This window comes from Streptomyces sp. NPDC046931 (assembly GCF_040644655.1).
Taxonomy (GTDB): Bacteria; Actinomycetota; Actinomycetes; order Streptomycetales; family Streptomycetaceae; genus Streptomyces.
Window position 1 is genome coordinate 237,168 of sequence record NZ_JBEYWX010000007.1, and the last position, 16,872, is coordinate 254,039.

11 protein-coding genes are annotated in these 16,872 nt (G+C 70.7%); 4 read left to right on the top strand and 7 right to left on the bottom strand.

Annotation, left to right across the window (positions count from 1 at the left end; genetic code table 11):
* The first annotated feature begins 89 nt into the window (after positions 1-89).
* From ABZ876_RS16350 to ABZ876_RS16360, 3 genes are all read left to right on the top strand, one after another.
* Positions 90-1,484 carry an alpha-amylase family protein gene (locus ABZ876_RS16350; protein WP_361780517.1) on the top strand — a complete coding sequence of 465 codons (1,395 nt, stop codon included), beginning with the start codon at positions 90-92 and terminating at the stop codon, positions 1,482-1,484.
* 258 nt (positions 1,485-1,742) lie between these two features.
* A complete protein-coding gene (pulA, locus tag ABZ876_RS16355; RefSeq protein ID WP_361780520.1) occupies positions 1,743-7,157 on the top strand; it encodes a pullulanase-type alpha-1,6-glucosidase in 5,415 nt (1,804 codons plus the stop codon).
* 105 nt (positions 7,158-7,262) lie between these two features.
* Positions 7,263-7,619, top strand: coding sequence for an isomerase (locus ABZ876_RS16360; protein ID WP_361780523.1), 357 nt, complete (start codon positions 7,263-7,265; stop codon positions 7,617-7,619).
* A gap of 6 nt (positions 7,620-7,625) precedes the next feature.
* On the opposite strand, the gene ABZ876_RS16365 is transcribed toward ABZ876_RS16360, so the two are convergent.
* The 3 genes from ABZ876_RS16365 to ABZ876_RS16375 form a co-directional block, all read right to left on the bottom strand.
* Positions 7,626-8,315: a TetR/AcrR family transcriptional regulator gene (locus tag ABZ876_RS16365; RefSeq protein ID WP_361780526.1), complete on the bottom strand. Its 690-nt coding sequence runs from the start codon at positions 8,313-8,315 to the stop codon at positions 7,626-7,628.
* A gap of 117 nt (positions 8,316-8,432) precedes the next feature.
* A complete protein-coding gene (locus tag ABZ876_RS16370; RefSeq protein WP_361780529.1) occupies positions 8,433-10,412 on the bottom strand; it encodes a hypothetical protein in 1,980 nt (659 codons plus the stop codon).
* Positions 10,413-10,546: 134 nt separating this feature from the next.
* Complete coding sequence (locus ABZ876_RS16375; RefSeq protein ID WP_361780532.1) at positions 10,547-11,050, bottom strand: tetratricopeptide repeat protein; 504 nt, start codon at positions 11,048-11,050, stop codon at positions 10,547-10,549.
* Positions 11,051-11,237: 187 nt separating this feature from the next.
* Between ABZ876_RS16375 and ABZ876_RS16380 the strand changes: the two genes are divergently transcribed.
* Positions 11,238-11,654 carry a hypothetical protein gene (locus ABZ876_RS16380; protein WP_361780535.1) on the top strand — a complete coding sequence of 139 codons (417 nt, stop codon included), beginning with the start codon at positions 11,238-11,240 and terminating at the stop codon, positions 11,652-11,654.
* A 69-nt stretch (positions 11,655-11,723) separates the two neighbouring features.
* Here the strand turns inward: ABZ876_RS16380 and ABZ876_RS16385 are convergent, their stop codons facing one another.
* The 4 genes from ABZ876_RS16385 to glnII all read right to left on the bottom strand — a co-directional run bounded on the left by ABZ876_RS16385 (position 11,724) and on the right by glnII (position 16,602).
* A complete protein-coding gene (locus ABZ876_RS16385) occupies positions 11,724-13,298 on the bottom strand; it encodes a DUF1996 domain-containing protein (RefSeq protein ID WP_361780538.1) in 1,575 nt (524 codons plus the stop codon).
* A gap of 201 nt (positions 13,299-13,499) precedes the next feature.
* Positions 13,500-14,516: an NAD-dependent epimerase/dehydratase family protein gene (locus ABZ876_RS16390; protein ID WP_361780541.1), complete on the bottom strand. Its 1,017-nt coding sequence runs from the start codon at positions 14,514-14,516 to the stop codon at positions 13,500-13,502.
* A 78-nt stretch (positions 14,517-14,594) separates the two neighbouring features.
* Positions 14,595-15,194 (bottom strand): winged helix-turn-helix domain-containing protein, encoded by a 600-nt coding sequence (locus ABZ876_RS16395; RefSeq protein WP_361780544.1) that lies wholly within the window; start codon positions 15,192-15,194, stop codon positions 14,595-14,597.
* 370 nt (positions 15,195-15,564) lie between these two features.
* Positions 15,565-16,602 (bottom strand): glutamine synthetase, encoded by a 1,038-nt coding sequence (gene glnII / locus ABZ876_RS16400; protein WP_361780547.1) that lies wholly within the window; start codon positions 16,600-16,602, stop codon positions 15,565-15,567.
* Positions 16,603-16,872: the final 270 nt, after the last annotated feature.

Sequence of the window (16,872 nt, forward strand, 5' to 3'; positions counted from 1 at the left end):
GAAAACTTGCAGCAATTCCCTTCAGGGGATCTCCCGGGGGTACCCCAGACCCCCTCAGCAGATCCTTCAACGGAGAAGGACCCCCACACATGGCCAGCAGAACGCTGCCCGGCGCCCTCGCCCTCGCGGCGGCCGCGTCGGTCGCACTCGCCGTCCCCTCCGGGACCGCGCACGCCTCCCCGCCCGGCACCAAGGACGTCACCGCGGTCCTGTTCGAGTGGAACTTCGCCTCGGTCGCGAAGGAGTGCACCACCACCCTCGGCCCGGCAGGCTACGGATACGTCCAGGTCTCCCCGCCCGCCGAGCACATACCGGGCTCACAGTGGTGGACCTCGTACCAGCCGGTGAGCTACCGGATCGCGGGCCGCCTCGGTGACCGCACGGCCTTCAAGAACATGGTCGACACCTGCCACGCCGCGGGTGTGAAGGTCGTCGTGGACACCGTCGTAAACCACATGTCGGCGGGCAGCGGCACCGGCACCGGCACCGGCACGGGAGGCTCGTCGTACACCAAATACGACTACCCGGGCCTGTACTCGTCCGCCGACTTCGACGACTGCACCGCCCAGGTCACCGACTACCAGGACCGCTGGAACGTCCAGCACTGCGAACTGGTGGGCCTCGCCGACCTGGACACAGGGGAGGAGCACGTCCGCAGCACGATCGCCGGCTATATGAATGACCTGCTCACCCTGGGTGTGGACGGGTTCCGCATCGACGCCGCCAAGCACATCCCGGCCGGCGACCTGGCCGACATCAAGTCGCGCCTGACCAACCCGTCCGCGTACTGGAAGCAGGAGGTGATCTACGGCGCGGGCGAGGCGGTCCAGCCGGGTGAGTACACGGGCAACGGCGACGTCCAGGAGTTCCGCTACGCCTACGACCTCAAGCGGGTCTTCACCGGCGAGAAGCTCGCGTACCTGACCAACTACGGCGAAGGCTGGGGCTACTTGAGCGGCTCGATCGCCGGAGTCTTCGTGGACAACCACGACACCGAACGCAACGGCTCGACGTTGAACTACAAGAACGGCGCCGACTACACCCTGGCGAACGTCTTCATGCTGGCCTGGCCCTACGGCGCTCCCGACATCAACTCCGGCTACGAATGGTCCGACACGGACGCCGGCCCGCCCAACGGCGGCCGGGTGAACGCCTGCTGGCAGGACGGCTGGAAGTGCCAGCACGCCTGGCCGGAGATCAAGTCGATGGTCGCCTTCCGCAACGCCACGCGCGGACAGGCGGTCACCAAGTGGTGGGACAACGGCAACAACCTCATCGCGTTCGGCCGCGGCAGCAAGGGCTATGTGGTGATCAACCACGAGAGCACGACGGCCGACCGCTGGTTCGAGACCGCGCTGCCCGCCGGCACGTACTGCGATGTTCAGGGCAACCGGACGGTGACGGTGAACGGCAGCGGCTGGTTCCAGGCGTCGGTCGCCCCGAACACCGCCCTCGCCCTCTACGCGGGAAAGTCGAGCTGCTGACCCGCTGAGCAGGCCACCCACGGCCCGGCGCCCCCCGGAAGATCCATCGGAGGGCGCTTCTCCGCGCCCGGAACCAACGACCGCGGGGCGGGCGGAAAGTCGGCAAGATTGGCTCTGAAAGTCCTTGCTATGAGTTTCATAACTCTTGCTGTAAGCCTTTCTTCGGCGGTACGGTCGCGCCGGGCGCCGGGCGACGAAGCCGTCCCGCGGCGCAGGGGTCGGACCCAATCGAGCCGCATTCGCAAGGAGTTCACGCCTGTGATACCGAGATGGCCGGCGCCCCCGCGGCGCCGTACCCCCAGCCGGAGAAGGGTCACGGCCCTCACCGTCACCGCGCTCGCCGCGGCGCTGCTCCCGCCCCTCGCCGCCAGGGCCGACACACCGCCCGCGCCCCCGTCCGACGCCCGGCTCGCGGCCGAGCCCGCCCGGCACGACGACACCCGCGAGCAGTTCTACTTCGTGATGCCGGACCGCTTCGCCAACGGCGACCGGTCCAACGACCGGGGCGGCCTGACCGGTACACGTCTGGCCACCGGGTACGACCCCACGGACAAGGGCTTCTACCAGGGCGGTGACCTCAAGGGCCTGACGAGGAAGCTCGACTACATCAAGGGGCTCGGCACCACCGCCATCTGGCTGGCCCCCATCTTCAAGAACCAGCCCGTGCAGGGCACCGGCGCCAACGCCTCGGCCGGGTACCACGGTTACTGGATCACCGACTTCACCAAGGTCGACCCGCACTTCGGGACCGACAAGGACCTGGCGAACCTCATTTCCCGGGCGCACGCCAAGGGCATGAAGGTCTTCTTCGACGTCATCACCAACCACACCGCCGACGTCGTCGACTACGAGGGCCAGTCCCACGACTACCTGTCCAAGGGAGCCTTCCCGTACCTGACCAAGGACGGCCGCCCCTTCGACGACGCGGACTACGCGGACGGCACGAGAAGGTTCCCCGCCGTCAGCACGGGCTCCTTCCCGCGCACGCCGACCGTCCCGGCCGCCAAGAGAGACGCCAAGGTCCCCTCCTGGCTCAACGACCCGACGATGTACCACAACCGCGGCGACTCGACCTATGCCGGCGAGAACGCCGGCTACGGCGACTTCTCCGGTCTCGACGACCTGTGGACCGAGCGTCCCGAGGTCGTCAGCGGCATGGAGAGGATCTACCAGCGCTGGGTGCGGGACTTCGCCGTCGACGGCTTCCGGATCGACACCGTGAAGCACGTGAACATGGAGTTCTGGACGCAGTGGGCAACCGCGCTCGACCGGTACGCCGCCGCGCACGGCCGCAGGAACTTCTTCATGTTCGGCGAGGTCTACTCCGCCGACCCGTCGATCACCTCGCCGTACGTCACCCGGGGCCGCCTCGACGCCACCCTCGACTTCCCCTTCCAGGAGGCGGCCCGGGAGTACGCCTCCCAGGGCGGCAGCGCGCGAAAGCTCGCGGGGGTCTTCGCCGGCGACTACAGGTACACCACCGACAAGGCCAACGCGTACGAGCAGGTCACCTTCCTCGGCAATCACGACATGGGGCGGATCGGGTACTTCCTGAAGCAGGACGCCCCGAAGGCGTCCGACGCGGAGTTGCTGCGGAAGGACGAGTTCGCCAACGAGGTGATGTTCCTCAGTCGCGGCAACCCGGTCGTCTACTACGGCGACGAGCAGGGCTTCACGGGCTCCGGCGGGGACAAGGACGCCCGCCAGACGATGTTCGCCTCCAAGGTCGGGGACTATCTGGACGACGACGAGATCGGCACCGACCGCAGCCACGCGAGCGACGCGTACGACCCCAAGGCACCGCTCTACCGGGAGATCGCCGCTCTTTCCAGGCTCCGCAAGGCCAACCCGGCCCTCGCCGACGGCGTCCAGACCGAGCGCTACGCGGCCGACGGCGCCGGCATCTACGCCTTCTCCCGCACCGGCACCGACGGCGTCGAGTACCTCGTGGCCTTCAACAACGCCGACGAGCAGAAGACGGCCACCTTCGCCACCGGTTCCGCGGACATGACGTTCCGGGGCATCCACGGGACGGACGCGTCGGTCAGGAGTGACGCCGACAAGAAGGTCACCGTCACCGTCCCGGCCCGGTCCGCCGTCGTCCTCAAGGCCGCCCGTCCGCTCGGCGCGCCGGCCGCCGAGCCGACGATCACCCTGAAGGCCCCGGACGCGGGCGCCACCGGCACGGTGGAGGTCTCCGCGGGCGTCGGGGGCGGGCAGCTCAACCGCGTCGTCTTCGCCGCCCAGGTGGGCAACGGCCCCTGGCGGACGCTCGGTTCCGCGGACCACGCCCCGTACAAGGTGACCCAGACCCTCGCCGGGGACGTTGCGGCGGGAACCGCTCTGCGGTACAAGGCGGTCGTGGTCGACGCGGCGGGCCGTACGGCGAGCGCGACGGCCACGAGCACCACCGGCACCCCACCCGCCCCGCCGATCCCCACCGCCTCCTCCCGCGACCACGTGGTCGTCCACTACAAGCGCGCGGACGGCGACTACGGCAACTGGGGCCTGTACGCCTGGGGCGACCTCGCCGACGGCGAGGCGACCGACTGGCCGGCCAGCCACCCCTTCGCCGGCCGCGACTCCTATGGTGCCTTCGCCTACGTCGGGCTGAAGCCGGGTGCCTCGAACGTCGGGTTCCTGGTCATCGACAAGAACGGCACCAAGGACGTCTCCGCCGACCGCACCATCGACGTCACCAAGACCGGCGAGGTCTGGGTCGAGCAGGGCAAGGAGACCGTTCTCACCGAGAGGCCGGCCGCGGACTACCCGGCGCAGGACACGGCGAAGGCGGTCCTCCACTACCATCGCGCGGACGGGAACTACGACGGCTGGGGCCTGCACGTCTGGACGGGCGCCGCGAACCCCACCGACTGGTCCGGTCCCTTGAAGCCGGTGCGCACCGACGCGTACGGCGCGGTCTTCGAGGTGCCCCTCGCCGCCGGCGCCACCAGCCTCAGCTACATCGTCCACAAGGGCGACGAGAAGGACCTGCCGGCCGACCAGTCGCTCGACCTGAAGGCGAACGGCCACGAGGTGTGGCTGCTCAACGGGCAGGAGCACTACCTGCTGCCGCAGCCCGCGGGCAGCGCGGCCGCCCTGGACCTCACCACCTCCAAGGCGATCTGGATCGACCGGAACACGGTCGCCTGGAACGGTGTCGAGGGCGCTGCCTCCACGCAGCTGCTGGCCTCCCGCGACGGTTCGATCGCCGTGAAGGACGGCACGCTGACGAGCGACGACGAGCGCTGGCTGCGTTTGGGGAAGACCACGCTCACCGACGCCCAGAAGGCGAGATTCCCGCATCTGAAGGACTACACGGCCTGGTCCGTCGACCCGCGCGACCGCGACCGGGTGGGTGACGCGCTGCGCGGTCAGATCGTCGCCTCGCAGCGGGCCGCCAACGGGGCGGTGCTCGCGGCGACGGGCGTCCAGATCGCCGGAGTGCTCGACGACGTGTACCACGCGACGAAGGCCGTGCTCGGCCCGTCGTTCCGCCACGGCCGTCCCACGCTGGCCGTGTGGGCGCCGACGGCGCAGTCGGTGAAGCTGGACCTGGACGGCTCCACCCTCGCCATGAAGCGGGACGACACCACCGGGGTGTGGTCCGTCACCGGACCCGCGTCCTGGAAGAACAAGCCCTACCGGTACGTCGTGAAGGTGTGGGCGCCCTCCGTCCGGAAGGTGGTCACCAACAAGGTCACCGACCCCTACTCGGTCGCCCTCACCGCCGGCTCCGAGCGCAGCCTCGTCGTCGACCTGAACGACCGAGCGCTCGCGCCCGGCGGCTGGTCGACGCTCGTCAAGCCCAAGGCCGTACCGCTCCGGGACGCCCAGATCCAGGAGCTGCACATCCGGGACTTCTCCGTCGCGGACAAGGCCGTGCCGGCGAAGGACCGGGGCACCTACCTGGCCTTCGCCGACAAGAACGGCGACGGCTCCCGGCACCTGCGCGCGCTGGCGAAGGCGGGCACCTCGTACGTCCACCTGCTGCCGGCGTTCGACATCGCGACGATCCCCGAGAGGAAGTCCGAGCAGGCGACACCCGACTGCGACCTCGCGTCCTACGCCGCCGACTCCGACCGGCAGCAGGCCTGCGTCGCCGCGACCGCCGCGAAGGACGCCTACAACTGGGGCTACGACCCCTACCACTACACGGTCCCGGAGGGCTCGTACGCCACCGATCCGAACGGCACGGCCCGCACCCTCCAGTTCCGGCAGATGGTCAGGGCCCTGAACCAGGACGGCCTCAGGGTCGTGATGGACGTCGTCTACAACCACACCGCGGCGAGCGGCCAGGCGGGCACCAGCGTCCTGGACCGGATCGTGCCGGGCTACTACCAGCGGCTCCTCGCCGACGGCTCGGTGGCCGACAGCACCTGCTGCGCGAACACGGCGACCGAGAACGCCATGATGGGCAAGCTGGTCGTGGACTCCATCGTCACCTGGGCCGAGGAGTACAAGGTCGACGGGTTCCGCTTCGACCTCATGGGCCACCACCCCAAGGCCAACATCCTCGCCGTGCGCAAGGCCCTCGACGCGCTGACCCTCGAGAAGAACGGCGTCGACGGCAAGAAGATCATCCTGTACGGCGAGGGCTGGAACTTCGGCGAGGTCGCCAACGACGCCCGCTTTGTGCAGGCCACCCAGAAGAACATGGCCGGCACCGGTATCGCGACCTTCTCCGACCGCGCCCGTGACGCCGTGCGCGGCGGCGGCCCCTTCGACTCCGACCCGGGCGTCCAGGGCTTCGCATCCGGTCTGTACACCGACCCCAACTCCTCGGCGGCCAACGGCACGACAGCCGAGCAGAAGGCCCGCCTCCGGCACTACCAGGACCTCATCAAGGTCGGTCTGACCGGCAACCTCGCCGCGTACCACTTCACCGACGACGACGGCAAGGAGGTCACGGGCGCCGAGGTCGACTACAACGGCTCACCCGCCGGCTACGCGGACGCGCCCGGCGACGCACTCGCCTACGCCGACGCGCACGACAACGAGTCGCTGTTCGACGCGCTGACGTACAAGCTGCCGAAGGACACCTCCGCCCCCGACCGGTCCCGGATGCAGGTGCTCGCCATGGCCACGGCCACCCTCTCGCAGGGCCCCTCGCTCTCCCAGGCGGGATCCGACCTGCTGCGCTCCAAGTCCCTGGACCGCAACTCCTTCGACAGCGGCGACTGGTTCAACGCCGTCCACTGGGACTGCCGGGACGGCAACGGCTTCGGGCGGGGACTGCCGATGGCGGCCGACAACCAGTCCAAGTGGACCTACGCCAAGCCGCTGCTGGCCTCGGTCAAGGTGGGCTGCGAGCAGATCGAGGGTGCTTCCGCGGCGTACCGGGACCTGTTGCGGATCCGTACCGCCGAACCCGTCTTCTCCCTCGCCACCGCGGGTCAGGTGCAGTCGAAGCTGTCCTTCCCGCTGTCCGGGAAGAACGAGACCCCCGGTGTGATCACGATGAAGCTGGGTGATCTGGTCGTCGTCTTCAACGCGACGCCGGCGAAGCAGCAGCAGACGGTGGCGGCTCTCGCCGGGACGGGCTACACCCTGCACCCGGTGCAGGCCGCGGGCGCGGACCCGGTCGTCAAGACCGCCTCCTACGCCGAGGGATCCGGCACGTTCACCGTTCCCGGGCGCACCGTGGCGGTCTTCTCCCGGACCGCGCGCTAGGGCACCGTCGTGCGGGGGGCGTGCGAGGCCGGAATCCCGGCCTCGCACGCCCCCCGCACTACCGGGCTAGGGTGAGGGCGCCCGTAGGAGAACAGGAGCACCCTCATGCCGCAGATCACCGTCGACTACTCCGCACCGCTCGCGGACTCCTTCGACCGGCACGGGTTCGCCTCGGCGCTGCACGCCCAGGTGGTGGAGATCGCGGCCGCGCGGATCGAGGCGTGCAAGACGCAGTTCCGCCGCACCGAGGACACCGTGGTCGGCGCCGACCCGGAAGGTCACGCCGTCGTGCATGTCACCGTGGGGCTGCTGGCCGGGCGCACCGACGAGACCAAGGCCAGGCTGACGGAGGCGACGCTGGAGCTGCTGCGGCGGTATGCGAAGCCCGCCGGGCCTCTCGTCCTGCACGCGTCCGCCGAGGTACGGGATCTGGACGCGTCGTACCGCAAGTTCGAGAGCTGACAGTCCTCAGGAAGCCAGGGAGATCAGCCGGGCGGCCAGGTCCGCGAAGGGCCCGTCGGCCGGCTCGTCGCGGAGCACCCGGCGCAGCAGCGCCCCCATCTCGTCGTCGCGGGCGGCACTCACCGCCGTCAGCGCCACGAAGTCGTTCACGAGCTGCGCCTCCAGCTCCTGCCGCGGGATCCGCCGCCCGTCCAGCCAGATCAGCGCCGTCGACTCGACCAGCGAGATCCAGGAGCGGACCACCAGCTCCAGCCGCGCGGGCGGATCCTGCACCCCCAGATGCGCGAGGACCTGGACGTACGCGGCCTGGCGCACCGAGTCGACGAGCGCGTTGGTCCGCGAGGAACCGACGGCGGGCCCGCCGCGCATCAGCGCCGAGAAACCGGGCCCGTGGTCGTCGACGAAGTCGAAGAACCGGCGCATCACCCGCAGCAGCCGCACGCCCAAAGGGCCCTCCTGCGGCTCCACGAAGCGCTCCGCGAGATCCTCGGACGCCCGCTTCAACGCGGCCTCGTACAGATTGAGTTTGCCGGGGAAGTAGTGGTAGACCAGCGGCCGCGAGATGCCTGCGGCCGCCGCTATCTCGTCGATGGAGACCTCGTCCGGGGAGCGCTGGCTGAACAGTTCGAGCGCGACGCCGATCAACTGCTGCCGCCGCTCCTCGACTCCCATCCTGCGGCGTACCCCGATTGTCATACGAACACCTTACCGATTGAATCCAGCCTTGAGCAGGCCGGATCCGATTGGCGTGTTCACAAAGCCGGCACAGCTTCCTCAGCGAACCCCCACGACCGGCGGGCCGGTTCGGCGCGGTCACCGCAGCCCGCCGACCGTCCTTCCGTCCCTCAGCGTTCCCCGCAGCCCGGCCCGCGCCCCCCGCTGGGTCCGCACCGCCAGCAGGTTGCCCCGCGCCGAACCGCTCACCCCGCCGGTCGCCCGGACGGACGCGGTGTCCTCGCTGCCGGCGGCGAGCAGGTACCAGGTGCCCTCCGCCGACTTCCACAACACCCCGGCCAGCACATGGGGGTCCTTCGCCCCGCACGCCGCGACGCCCTCGGCCTGCGCCGCGACCGCCGCGGACCGCCCGCCCGGGGTGCGAAACTGCGCCAGTGCCCGTGGGACGTCGCCCCGCCATGTGTCCGCCCGGGTGCACACCCATGCCGCGGCCCCGGACCCGTCCGGCAGCGACTGCCGTGCGTACTCCCACGCGTTCACGGAGCGCACACCCTGTGACCGCACCACCCCCAGCGAGCACGCCAGCGGCGCCCAGGTGCGCAGCGCCGCCGCCCCCGAGGACTCCCGCGGTGCGGCCGGCCGGCCCACGGTGAGGCGGGCCGGGACCAGCTCCCCGAGGTCGGCCAGCAGCCGCGTGCCCGAACCGTCCGTGAGCTGGAGCACGTTCCACGACGTGCACGGGCCGGTCTGCTGGGCCGGACTCGCCAGCGGCGCGGTCACCCCGTCCACCGGATGCAGGTCCATCGCCGCGGACGACGGCTTCAGCAGGTCCCGCTTGGCCGTGCCCGTCACCCAAGGGGCCGTCAGATAGCGGACGTCGTGATCGGCCCGGTTCAGTACCAGCGCCTGCGCCTCCGCCCCGGTCGCCGCGTCCACCCGGGCGAAGTCGAGCGCGGCCCCGCTCGCGCCGTCCTTAGGCTCGGCATAGCGCACGATGCGCAGACCGTCGTGGAAGATCACCACGCGGGCCGCGTCGACCTGCCCCGCGTAGAGCAGCTGCGGCGGGCCGGCCGGTCCGCCCGAAGGGGTGCCGGGGGTGGCCGAGACCCGCACGGACTCCCCGGGCCGCGCCCATACGGCCAGGGCCCGCCGCAGCAGCGCCCTGTCACCGGTCAGACTGCCACGTGCGGGCCACACGGAGAAGTCGGTGCGCGCCGACGTCCGCCACACGGTGGGCGCCACCCGCGTCACCCGGTCCGGATCCAGGGCGGCCAGGGCGGCCGGGTTCTGCGCGTTGGAGGGGGCGGCCGCGCCGTCCGGGCCCCAGCCGCCGCTCGGCAGCGCGAGCAGGGCGCCGCACACCGCGACGGCCGCCGCGGCGGCGAGCGCGGCCTTGCCGTGCTGCCGGCGCCGCATCAGGTCGGTCGGCCGGGCCTGCAAGGAGCACGGATCGAACTCGGCGGAGTTCAGCAGGGTGTCCTGCGCCGGTACGGCCGCGGCCTCGCGGATCGCCGCCGAGGGGTTCGCGACGCCCGCCGCGCCCAGCAGCCTGCGCACCCCGTCCTCGGGGAGCCGCTCCAGACCGCGCAGCACATGGGCGGCGCGGGCCGGGGCGGACAGCGCGGACAGCCGCTGGTCCAGGGCGAGTTCGTCGGCGCCGCCCGAGCGCGGGAACAGCCGCAGCCCCCACACCTGGGGCAGCAGCGGCGGCAGCTGGGACCGCTTGGGCCAGGCCGTGCACCGAAGCGGCAGGCCCGCTTCCAGCGCCGACCGCAGCACCCGCAGCCGCAGCAGCAGGTACGCCGGGTCGCCGTCGCGGCCCCCGGCTCTTCCCGGACTGTCGGCCTCGCCCGGGAGGGGGGACCCCGGAGCGCCGTGGCGCCGCCCGCTCTGCGACGGGATCACGGCGGCGACGGTGCGCTTGCGGGGCAGCGCCCGCTGGACGAGGGCATGCGCGGTCAGCACCCGTCGGTTGCGGCCGAGGCCCGGCGGCAGCACCAGATAGGCGATCCGGACCAGCCGGGGGTAGTGCTCGACGAGCGCGGCCTCGGCCTGCTCGACGTCGATGACCGGTCCGAAGGCCGATGCGTGGTGGGGGGCGACGTCCTGTGACTGCACGTTCAGCAGAACGAACGAAACGGTGGTTGGTCACCTGGACGCGGGAGCGGCCCGTCCGGGGGCTCGGCACCTTCCGTCACGGTTCGGCGAGCGAGTGGGCGTCCGGTCCCGCGGGGCGGCACTCAAGCAGGCGGTCAGTCGCCGGGTCCGACCAGCAGGCGGGCATAGTTCGCCATCGACCGCTGGTAGCGCGGCAGATGGGGGGCGAGCGCGCCGAGCACCAGGGACAGTCCCTCGCGGTCACGGCCCAGGCTGGACAGACACAGGGCGAGGCAGGCGCGCACGGCGTCGTCCAGTTCGTCGCCGGGGGCGTCGAGTTCGGGGGTGAGCAGCCTGACGCCCTCCTCCGCCTGCCCGATGTTCCGCAGCGAGCTGGACAGCTGGATCTTCGCCCGGCGGCCGCGGTATCCGTCGAGACCACGTGCCAGCGCCTCCCGGTACAGCGGCACCGCCTTGTCCGAGTGGCCTGTGGAGTCCCAGGCGCAGGCCCGCTCGAAGGGGCCGAGCGGACTGCCGTCGGGCAGCTCGGCGGCCAGGGCGTCGATCACCGCCCGGAACTTCGCCGCATCCTCCTCGGCGTAGTCGTCGAGGGTCGCCCATGCGGCGGCCACCCGCTCGTCCCAGTCCTGCGTGCTCACGCTTCTCCCTCGTCCCGGGTGCCCGGCCGCTCACCTTCGCACATGCGTGCCGATCGGGGCAGCGGGTTTGTGTGATCCCGGAGGTGGACGGGGTGCGGTTGAGCACGGGACGCGTCACAGCCGTAGGGAAGGGCAGGGCCCTCGTGGGGGCTTCCAGCGGCATGGGCCGGAACGACCGGAGGAAGACATGAGGACGCGCGAGAAGCTGGCGGCCGGTGCGGCCGTCGCCCTGCTGATGCTGACCGGCTGCGCCGGGTCGGGCGAGTCGGGCGGCGCCGGGGGCAAGGCCCCGGCGACCGCGACCGGCAGCCTGGAGGATCTGGCGGCGGACGTGAAGTGCAAGCCGAACATCCAGACGGACGCAGACGAGATCCGGCAGGCCATCTGCACCAATCCCGACGGCAAGTTCGTGCTCGCCACCTTCGCCACCGACCGGGGTCAGCGTGAGTGGATCAACGACGCCAAGGACTACGGCGGCTACTACCTCGTGGGCCGCAAGTGGGTCGCCGTCGGGGACGACGGAGTGGTCAAGGCGCTGCGCGGCACGCTCGGCGGTGACGTCGAGATCGGGGTCGACCACCACGCGCACACGCACAGCGGCTGACCGGGAGCAGGCAACGGCGAAGGCCGGTGGCGGGATGACCCGCCACCGGCCTTCGTTTCCACTCGGGGATCAGGCGCAGTTCTGACCGCGGTTGATGCAGTTCGCGATCTTGTTCGCCAGACCGTTCTTCGTGACGCTGATGAAGTCGTCATGGTCGGTGGCCGACTTGTGGAGCTGCTCCGGGAAGCCGTCCACCGCGTAGGCGTTCTTCACCTGGCCGTTCTGGACGGTCGGCGGGGCGATGTCGTACACCAGCCGCATCGTCAGCTGCGGGATCGCCTTGAAGCCGTTCTGGCAGTTGCCATTGGCGTCGGCGAAGGCGACATGCGTGCGGTGGTTGGCGCTGTCGATGTTCTGACCGTCCCAGCAGCTCTGGAACGCGAACGTGCGGACCACCTTGCTGCCCTGCGGGCAGATCGGGTACTGCGTCGTCAGCTGGACCTTGTTCTCGAAGCCGGTGCAGCTCCAGTGCGCGTTGGCGTTCGCCAGACCGTTGGTGGTGGTCTTGGCGTCACCGGTGATGATGCGCAGGAACTGCGGCATCGCGACGACCTTGCTGGTCGGGCTGCCGACGTACTTGATCTGGGCCTGCACGGGGGTCAGGATCTTGCCGACGTTGCCTTCCTTGCCACCGCCGTCGGCGTTCTGGTCGAAGTCCTGGCTGCCGTCCTGGATTCGGACGACCGGCCAGTAGTACGACGACAGGTCGTTCCCGTTCTGGCAGCTCGTCCCGCCCTGGAGGAACGTGTTGTTGCTGGAGAACGCGTTGACCTTCTGATTGCCGACGTAGTCGTGCAGGTGGTGCGCGCCATTGGTCACGCCGGGCGCCACGATCACGTTGTCGGTGTTGTGGTTCTTGTTCGCGTTCACACCGCACCGGGTGGTGAACGTTCCGGTCGAGGCATTGCCGGACTTCTGCGGCTTGCCGGCGACATTCGGCTGCACCTTGGTGATGTCGACGAAGTCCGCCGCCACCGGGCCGTTGCCGGCCTGGCCGCCGATGTTCTGCTGCTGACCGCCCTGCTGCTGGCCGCCCTGCTGCTCACCACCGTTCTGCTGCTGTCCGCCGTTCTGCTGCTGACCGCCGTTCTGCTGCTGACCGCCCTGCTGCTGATCGCCGGTCTGCTGCTGTCCACCGTTCTGCTGCTGTCCGCCGGCGGTGGTCTGGTTGGCGGGGGTGCCGGTGCAGGAGGCGAGGACGTTCAGATTGCCGGGCGCCGTGCCGCCGACACGGGTGATCTCCAGCTTGATCCGGTCCAGGATCGCCTGACGCCGGTCCTTCAACGGCTGGAGGATGGAGTTCTGAACGAAACTCGCATCCCTGGTCTGAGCGTCTCGCGTGGTCGCCAGACGCTGGTAGGCGTCGGTGATCTGGCGGTCGAGGTTGGCCAGTTCACCGGCGACCTCGTTCCGAGCCTGGTTCGGTACGTTGGTGAGCTTCTGGCCCACGTCCGGGCACGAGATGGTCGCCACCTGCGCGCCGGCGGCCTTCGTCTGGTTGCCCCAGGCGTTGTTGCTCGTCTCGTGGGCCGATGCATAGTAGTTCGCCCAGATCAGCCCGCCCCCACCGAGCGCTAGGGCAGCCGAGGCGGCTATGGCCTTGGTGGCCAGCGGCGTACGGCGTTTTCGAGTGTTGCGTCCCATGGAACTCCTCTGACTTCCTTTCGGGGCGGAGGCGCCCGACAGGGGTGAAGCGGTGTCATCCCATACGCAGGAGGCCCGTGGGGTGTTCAGAAACCTAGGAAAAACTTAGAGGTTCATGAGGCCATTTCGGGCGCAAGGCTCACAGAAGCCCCTGTTTCAGAGGGAGTTGAGAAGGGTAGCCGGACATTCTTTGAATTCGATTCAACGTACTGCACCGTCCTCGCTTTTACCGGCCAGCACTTTCTCCTCCACCGCTGGATCGAGGCCCACCCGGGGACGGCCGGGCCGCCGGGGCGCCTTTCCGCCGATGCTCCGCAGCCAGTCCCAGGTGTCCGCCACGGTCTCCGCCACGGGCCGGCAGCGCAGCCCGTCCCGTACCGCCCGTGACACGTCCGCACCGTGCAGCGCCGCGTGGGCGTCGCTGTCCGGCGGCACCCACACCGGCAGCTGTGTCCAGGGCTCGATACCCGCGCCGAGGATCGCCTCGGGCGCGGTCCAGCGCAGCCGGGCACCGCTCCCGGTCACCCGTACGCACGCCTCCAGCAGCTCGCCCATGGTCGTGTGACCCCGCGGGCTCATCAGGTTGTACGGCCCGCTCAGCCCCCGCTCCACCGCACCGAGGATCCACTCCGCGAGATCCCGGACGTCGACGTACTGCAACGGCAGATCGCGCGGCCCGGGAGCGAGGACGGGACCGCCGCGAGCGATCCGGTCGAGCCACCACGGCAGCCGGTGGATGTTCTCGTACCGGCCCAGGATCAGCCCCGACCGCACCAGCAGGGACCTCTCCGTGCCGAACGCCGCCTGTGCGGCCAGCTCACCACCCCGCTTGTCCCGCGGGTAATCGGTGTGCTCCGCGTCCGCCGCGGCGTCCTGGACGAGGGCGGCGCCCTCGTCGTAGCCGGGGTCGGGTGCCCAGGCGTACACCGAGCAGCTCGACACGTACACATACCGCCCGGCCCGGCCGGCGAGCAGCCGGGCGGACTCGTGCACCGCGCGCGGCGCCGCCGACCACGTGTCCACGACGGCGTCCCACTCGCCTGCGGCCAGTGCGGCCGTGCCGCCGGGGGCGGTGCGGTCACCCCGTAGCAGCCGTGCTCCGGGCGGTGGCTCGTGCCGTCCCCGGTTGAAGACGGTCACCTCCCAGCCCCGCCCGACCGCCGCCTCCGCGACGGCCCGCCCCGCGAACTCCGTACCGCCCAGGATCAGAAGTCTCATGCCGACGACTGTGCCCGGCCGGCCCGCGGGGCGGAACCCGGATCTGCTGACAGAAGATCCGTTCGCCGATACGGCGGGTCAGCGACCCGGCGCGTACTTGTAGCCCACGCGCCGTACCGTCTGGATCGCCCGCCGGTGCTCGGCGCCGAGCTTGCGCCGCAGACGGGCGATGTGGACGTCGACGGTGCGCCCGTCGCCCACGTGTCCATAGCCCCACACCGTGCTGACCAGCTGGTCCCGGGTGTGCACCCGGTGCGGGTGCGCGACCAGATGGGCGAGCAGCTCGAACTCCAGATAGGTGAGGTCGAGTGGCCGCCCGGCCACCTCGGCGGTGCGCCGCGCGGTGTCGATGCGGACGAGCCGGTCACCGGTGGTGCGGTCGGCGGCCTGCCCGGCCGGGGCGTCGTCGTCCGCGGGGCCGGGCACGGCGACCGGCAGGAAGGGCGGCCGCTGGTCGGCCGGTACGAGCACCAGATAGCCGATCATCGGCGGCCGGCCCGGCAGCTCGGGCAGGGAGTGCGGCGGCGCCGGCAGCCAGGTGGCGCCCGGCGGCAGGAAGTCGGGCACCCCGGCGACCTCGTCCCGGTCGACGGCACGCAGCCGGTGCCGTACGGGGCCGTTCACCGGGGCGGTCTGGGCGTTGAGGGCGGCGGTCGGGAACGAACGAGTGGTAGCCATGGCAGGTCAGCTCTTTCGCGCGAGAAGTTCGTCGGGGAGGCCGACGACCGCGAGTGCGTGGCCGGGGTCGTCGAGGACGTTCGTCGTGCGCGCTGGCCGAAGGCCGGGGTGTACGGCTTTAGAGGGCCCGCGCGTTCCTCGCGCGACAACACACCCGGTCGAAGTCGTGGTGCTGACGGGAAGGCCAGAAGGGCTCGAGGTCGCGGCGACCCGTCGCGTTGTACTTCCGGATGCTGGCCATGGCTCCATTCAACCAGACCGTCGGGCCGGGCAGGAGTCTCCTCTCACGCATCGGACGCTTCCTTCCGGACGGCGCGAAGGGGGCGCCCACCGAGCGGTGGGCGCCCCCTTCGGAAGGCAGCGGTGCCGGTCAGACCTGGCCGGCCTTCTCCAGAGCCGTGCAGCAGGTGTCGACCATCAGGCGGGTGACCACGTACGGGTCGACGTTGGCGTTCGGGCGGCGGTCCTCGATATAGCCCTTGCCGTCCTTCTCGACCTGCCACGGGATGCGGACGGAGGCGCCGCGGTTGGAGACGCCGTAGGAGTACTCGTTCCAGGGGGCGGTCTCGTGCAGGCCCGTCAGGCGGTCGTCGATGCCGGCGCCGTAGTTCTTGACGTGGTCGAGGGGCTTGGAACCCTCGCCGAGCGCCTCGCACGCGGTGATGATGGCGTCGTAGCCCTCGCGCATCGCCTTGGTGGAGAAGTTGGTGTGCGCGCCCGCGCCGTTCCAGTCGCCCTTCACCGGCTTCGGGTCGAGCGTGGCGGAGACGCCGAAGTCCTCGGCGGTGCGGTACAGCAGCCAGCGGGCCACCCACAGCTGGTCGGCGACCTCCAGCGGGGCGAGCGGGCCGACCTGGAACTCCCACTGGCCCGGCATCACCTCGGCGTTGATGCCGGAGATGCCGAGGCCGGCCTTCAGGCAGTTGTCGAGGTGCGCCTCGACGACGTCGCGGCCGAAGATCTCGTCGGCGCCGACACCGCAGTAGTAGCCGCCCTGCGGGGCCGGGAAGCCGTTCTCCGGGAAGCCCAGCGGGCGGGAGCCGTCGAAGAAGGTGTACTCCTGCTCGATGCCGAAGACCGGCTCCTGCCCGGCGAACCTCTCGGCGACCTCCGCCAGCGCGGCACGCGTGTTGGAGGAGTGCGGGGTCATGTCCGTGTTCAGGACCTCGCAGAGCACCAGGACGTCGTCGCCGCCGCGGATCGGGTCGGGGCACACGAAGACCGGCTTGAGCACACAGTCCGAGGAGTGACCCTCGGCCTGGTTGGTGGAGGACCCGTCGAAGCCCCAGATCGGAAGCTCGGCGGCCACGGCTGCTTTCCCGGGGTCCGCCAGGATCTTCGTCTTGGAACGCAGCTTGGCCGTCGGCTCGGTGCCGTCGATCCAGATGTACTCAGCCTTGAAGGTCACGGGCCACATCCTTCGGGGGGTGGGTCTTGGCGCACTTGCGGGTGCCGCGGCGCAACGGCACCGCGTTTTCTGCCCGGCAGCGTGTCAACAGGCGATTTCTCGGCCATTGCCCCGGTGTGAACCCCGTGTTACCCGGGGCGTGTGTGCGTGACCTCACGCTGTGCCGGGCGCGGTGCCGGGGGAACGCCCGCCGCTCGGCGCCCGGCACGCAGACGGGTCCTGCTGCTCGTGGCCGAACAGCAGGACCCGCCCCCCGTCCCCGTCAGACGG

What these genes read in the sequence shown, in the direction of transcription:
- ABZ876_RS16350 (WP_361780517.1), top strand. Translation starts at nt 90, where the DNA reads ATGGCCAGCAGAACGCTGCCCGGCGCCCTCGCCCTCGCGGCGGCCGCG.
- ABZ876_RS16360 (WP_361780523.1), top strand. Translation starts at nt 7,263, where the DNA reads ATGCCGCAGATCACCGTCGACTACTCCGCACCGCTCGCGGACTCCTTC.
- ABZ876_RS16365 (WP_361780526.1), bottom strand. Translation starts at nt 8,315, where the DNA reads ATGACAATCGGGGTACGCCGCAGGATGGGAGTCGAGGAGCGGCGGCAG.
- ABZ876_RS16380 (WP_361780535.1), top strand. Translation starts at nt 11,238, where the DNA reads ATGAGGACGCGCGAGAAGCTGGCGGCCGGTGCGGCCGTCGCCCTGCTG.
- ABZ876_RS16385 (WP_361780538.1), bottom strand. Translation starts at nt 13,298, where the DNA reads ATGGGACGCAACACTCGAAAACGCCGTACGCCGCTGGCCACCAAGGCC.
- ABZ876_RS16390 (WP_361780541.1), bottom strand. Translation starts at nt 14,516, where the DNA reads ATGAGACTTCTGATCCTGGGCGGTACGGAGTTCGCGGGGCGGGCCGTC.
- ABZ876_RS16395 (WP_361780544.1), bottom strand. Translation starts at nt 15,194, where the DNA reads ATGGCTACCACTCGTTCGTTCCCGACCGCCGCCCTCAACGCCCAGACC.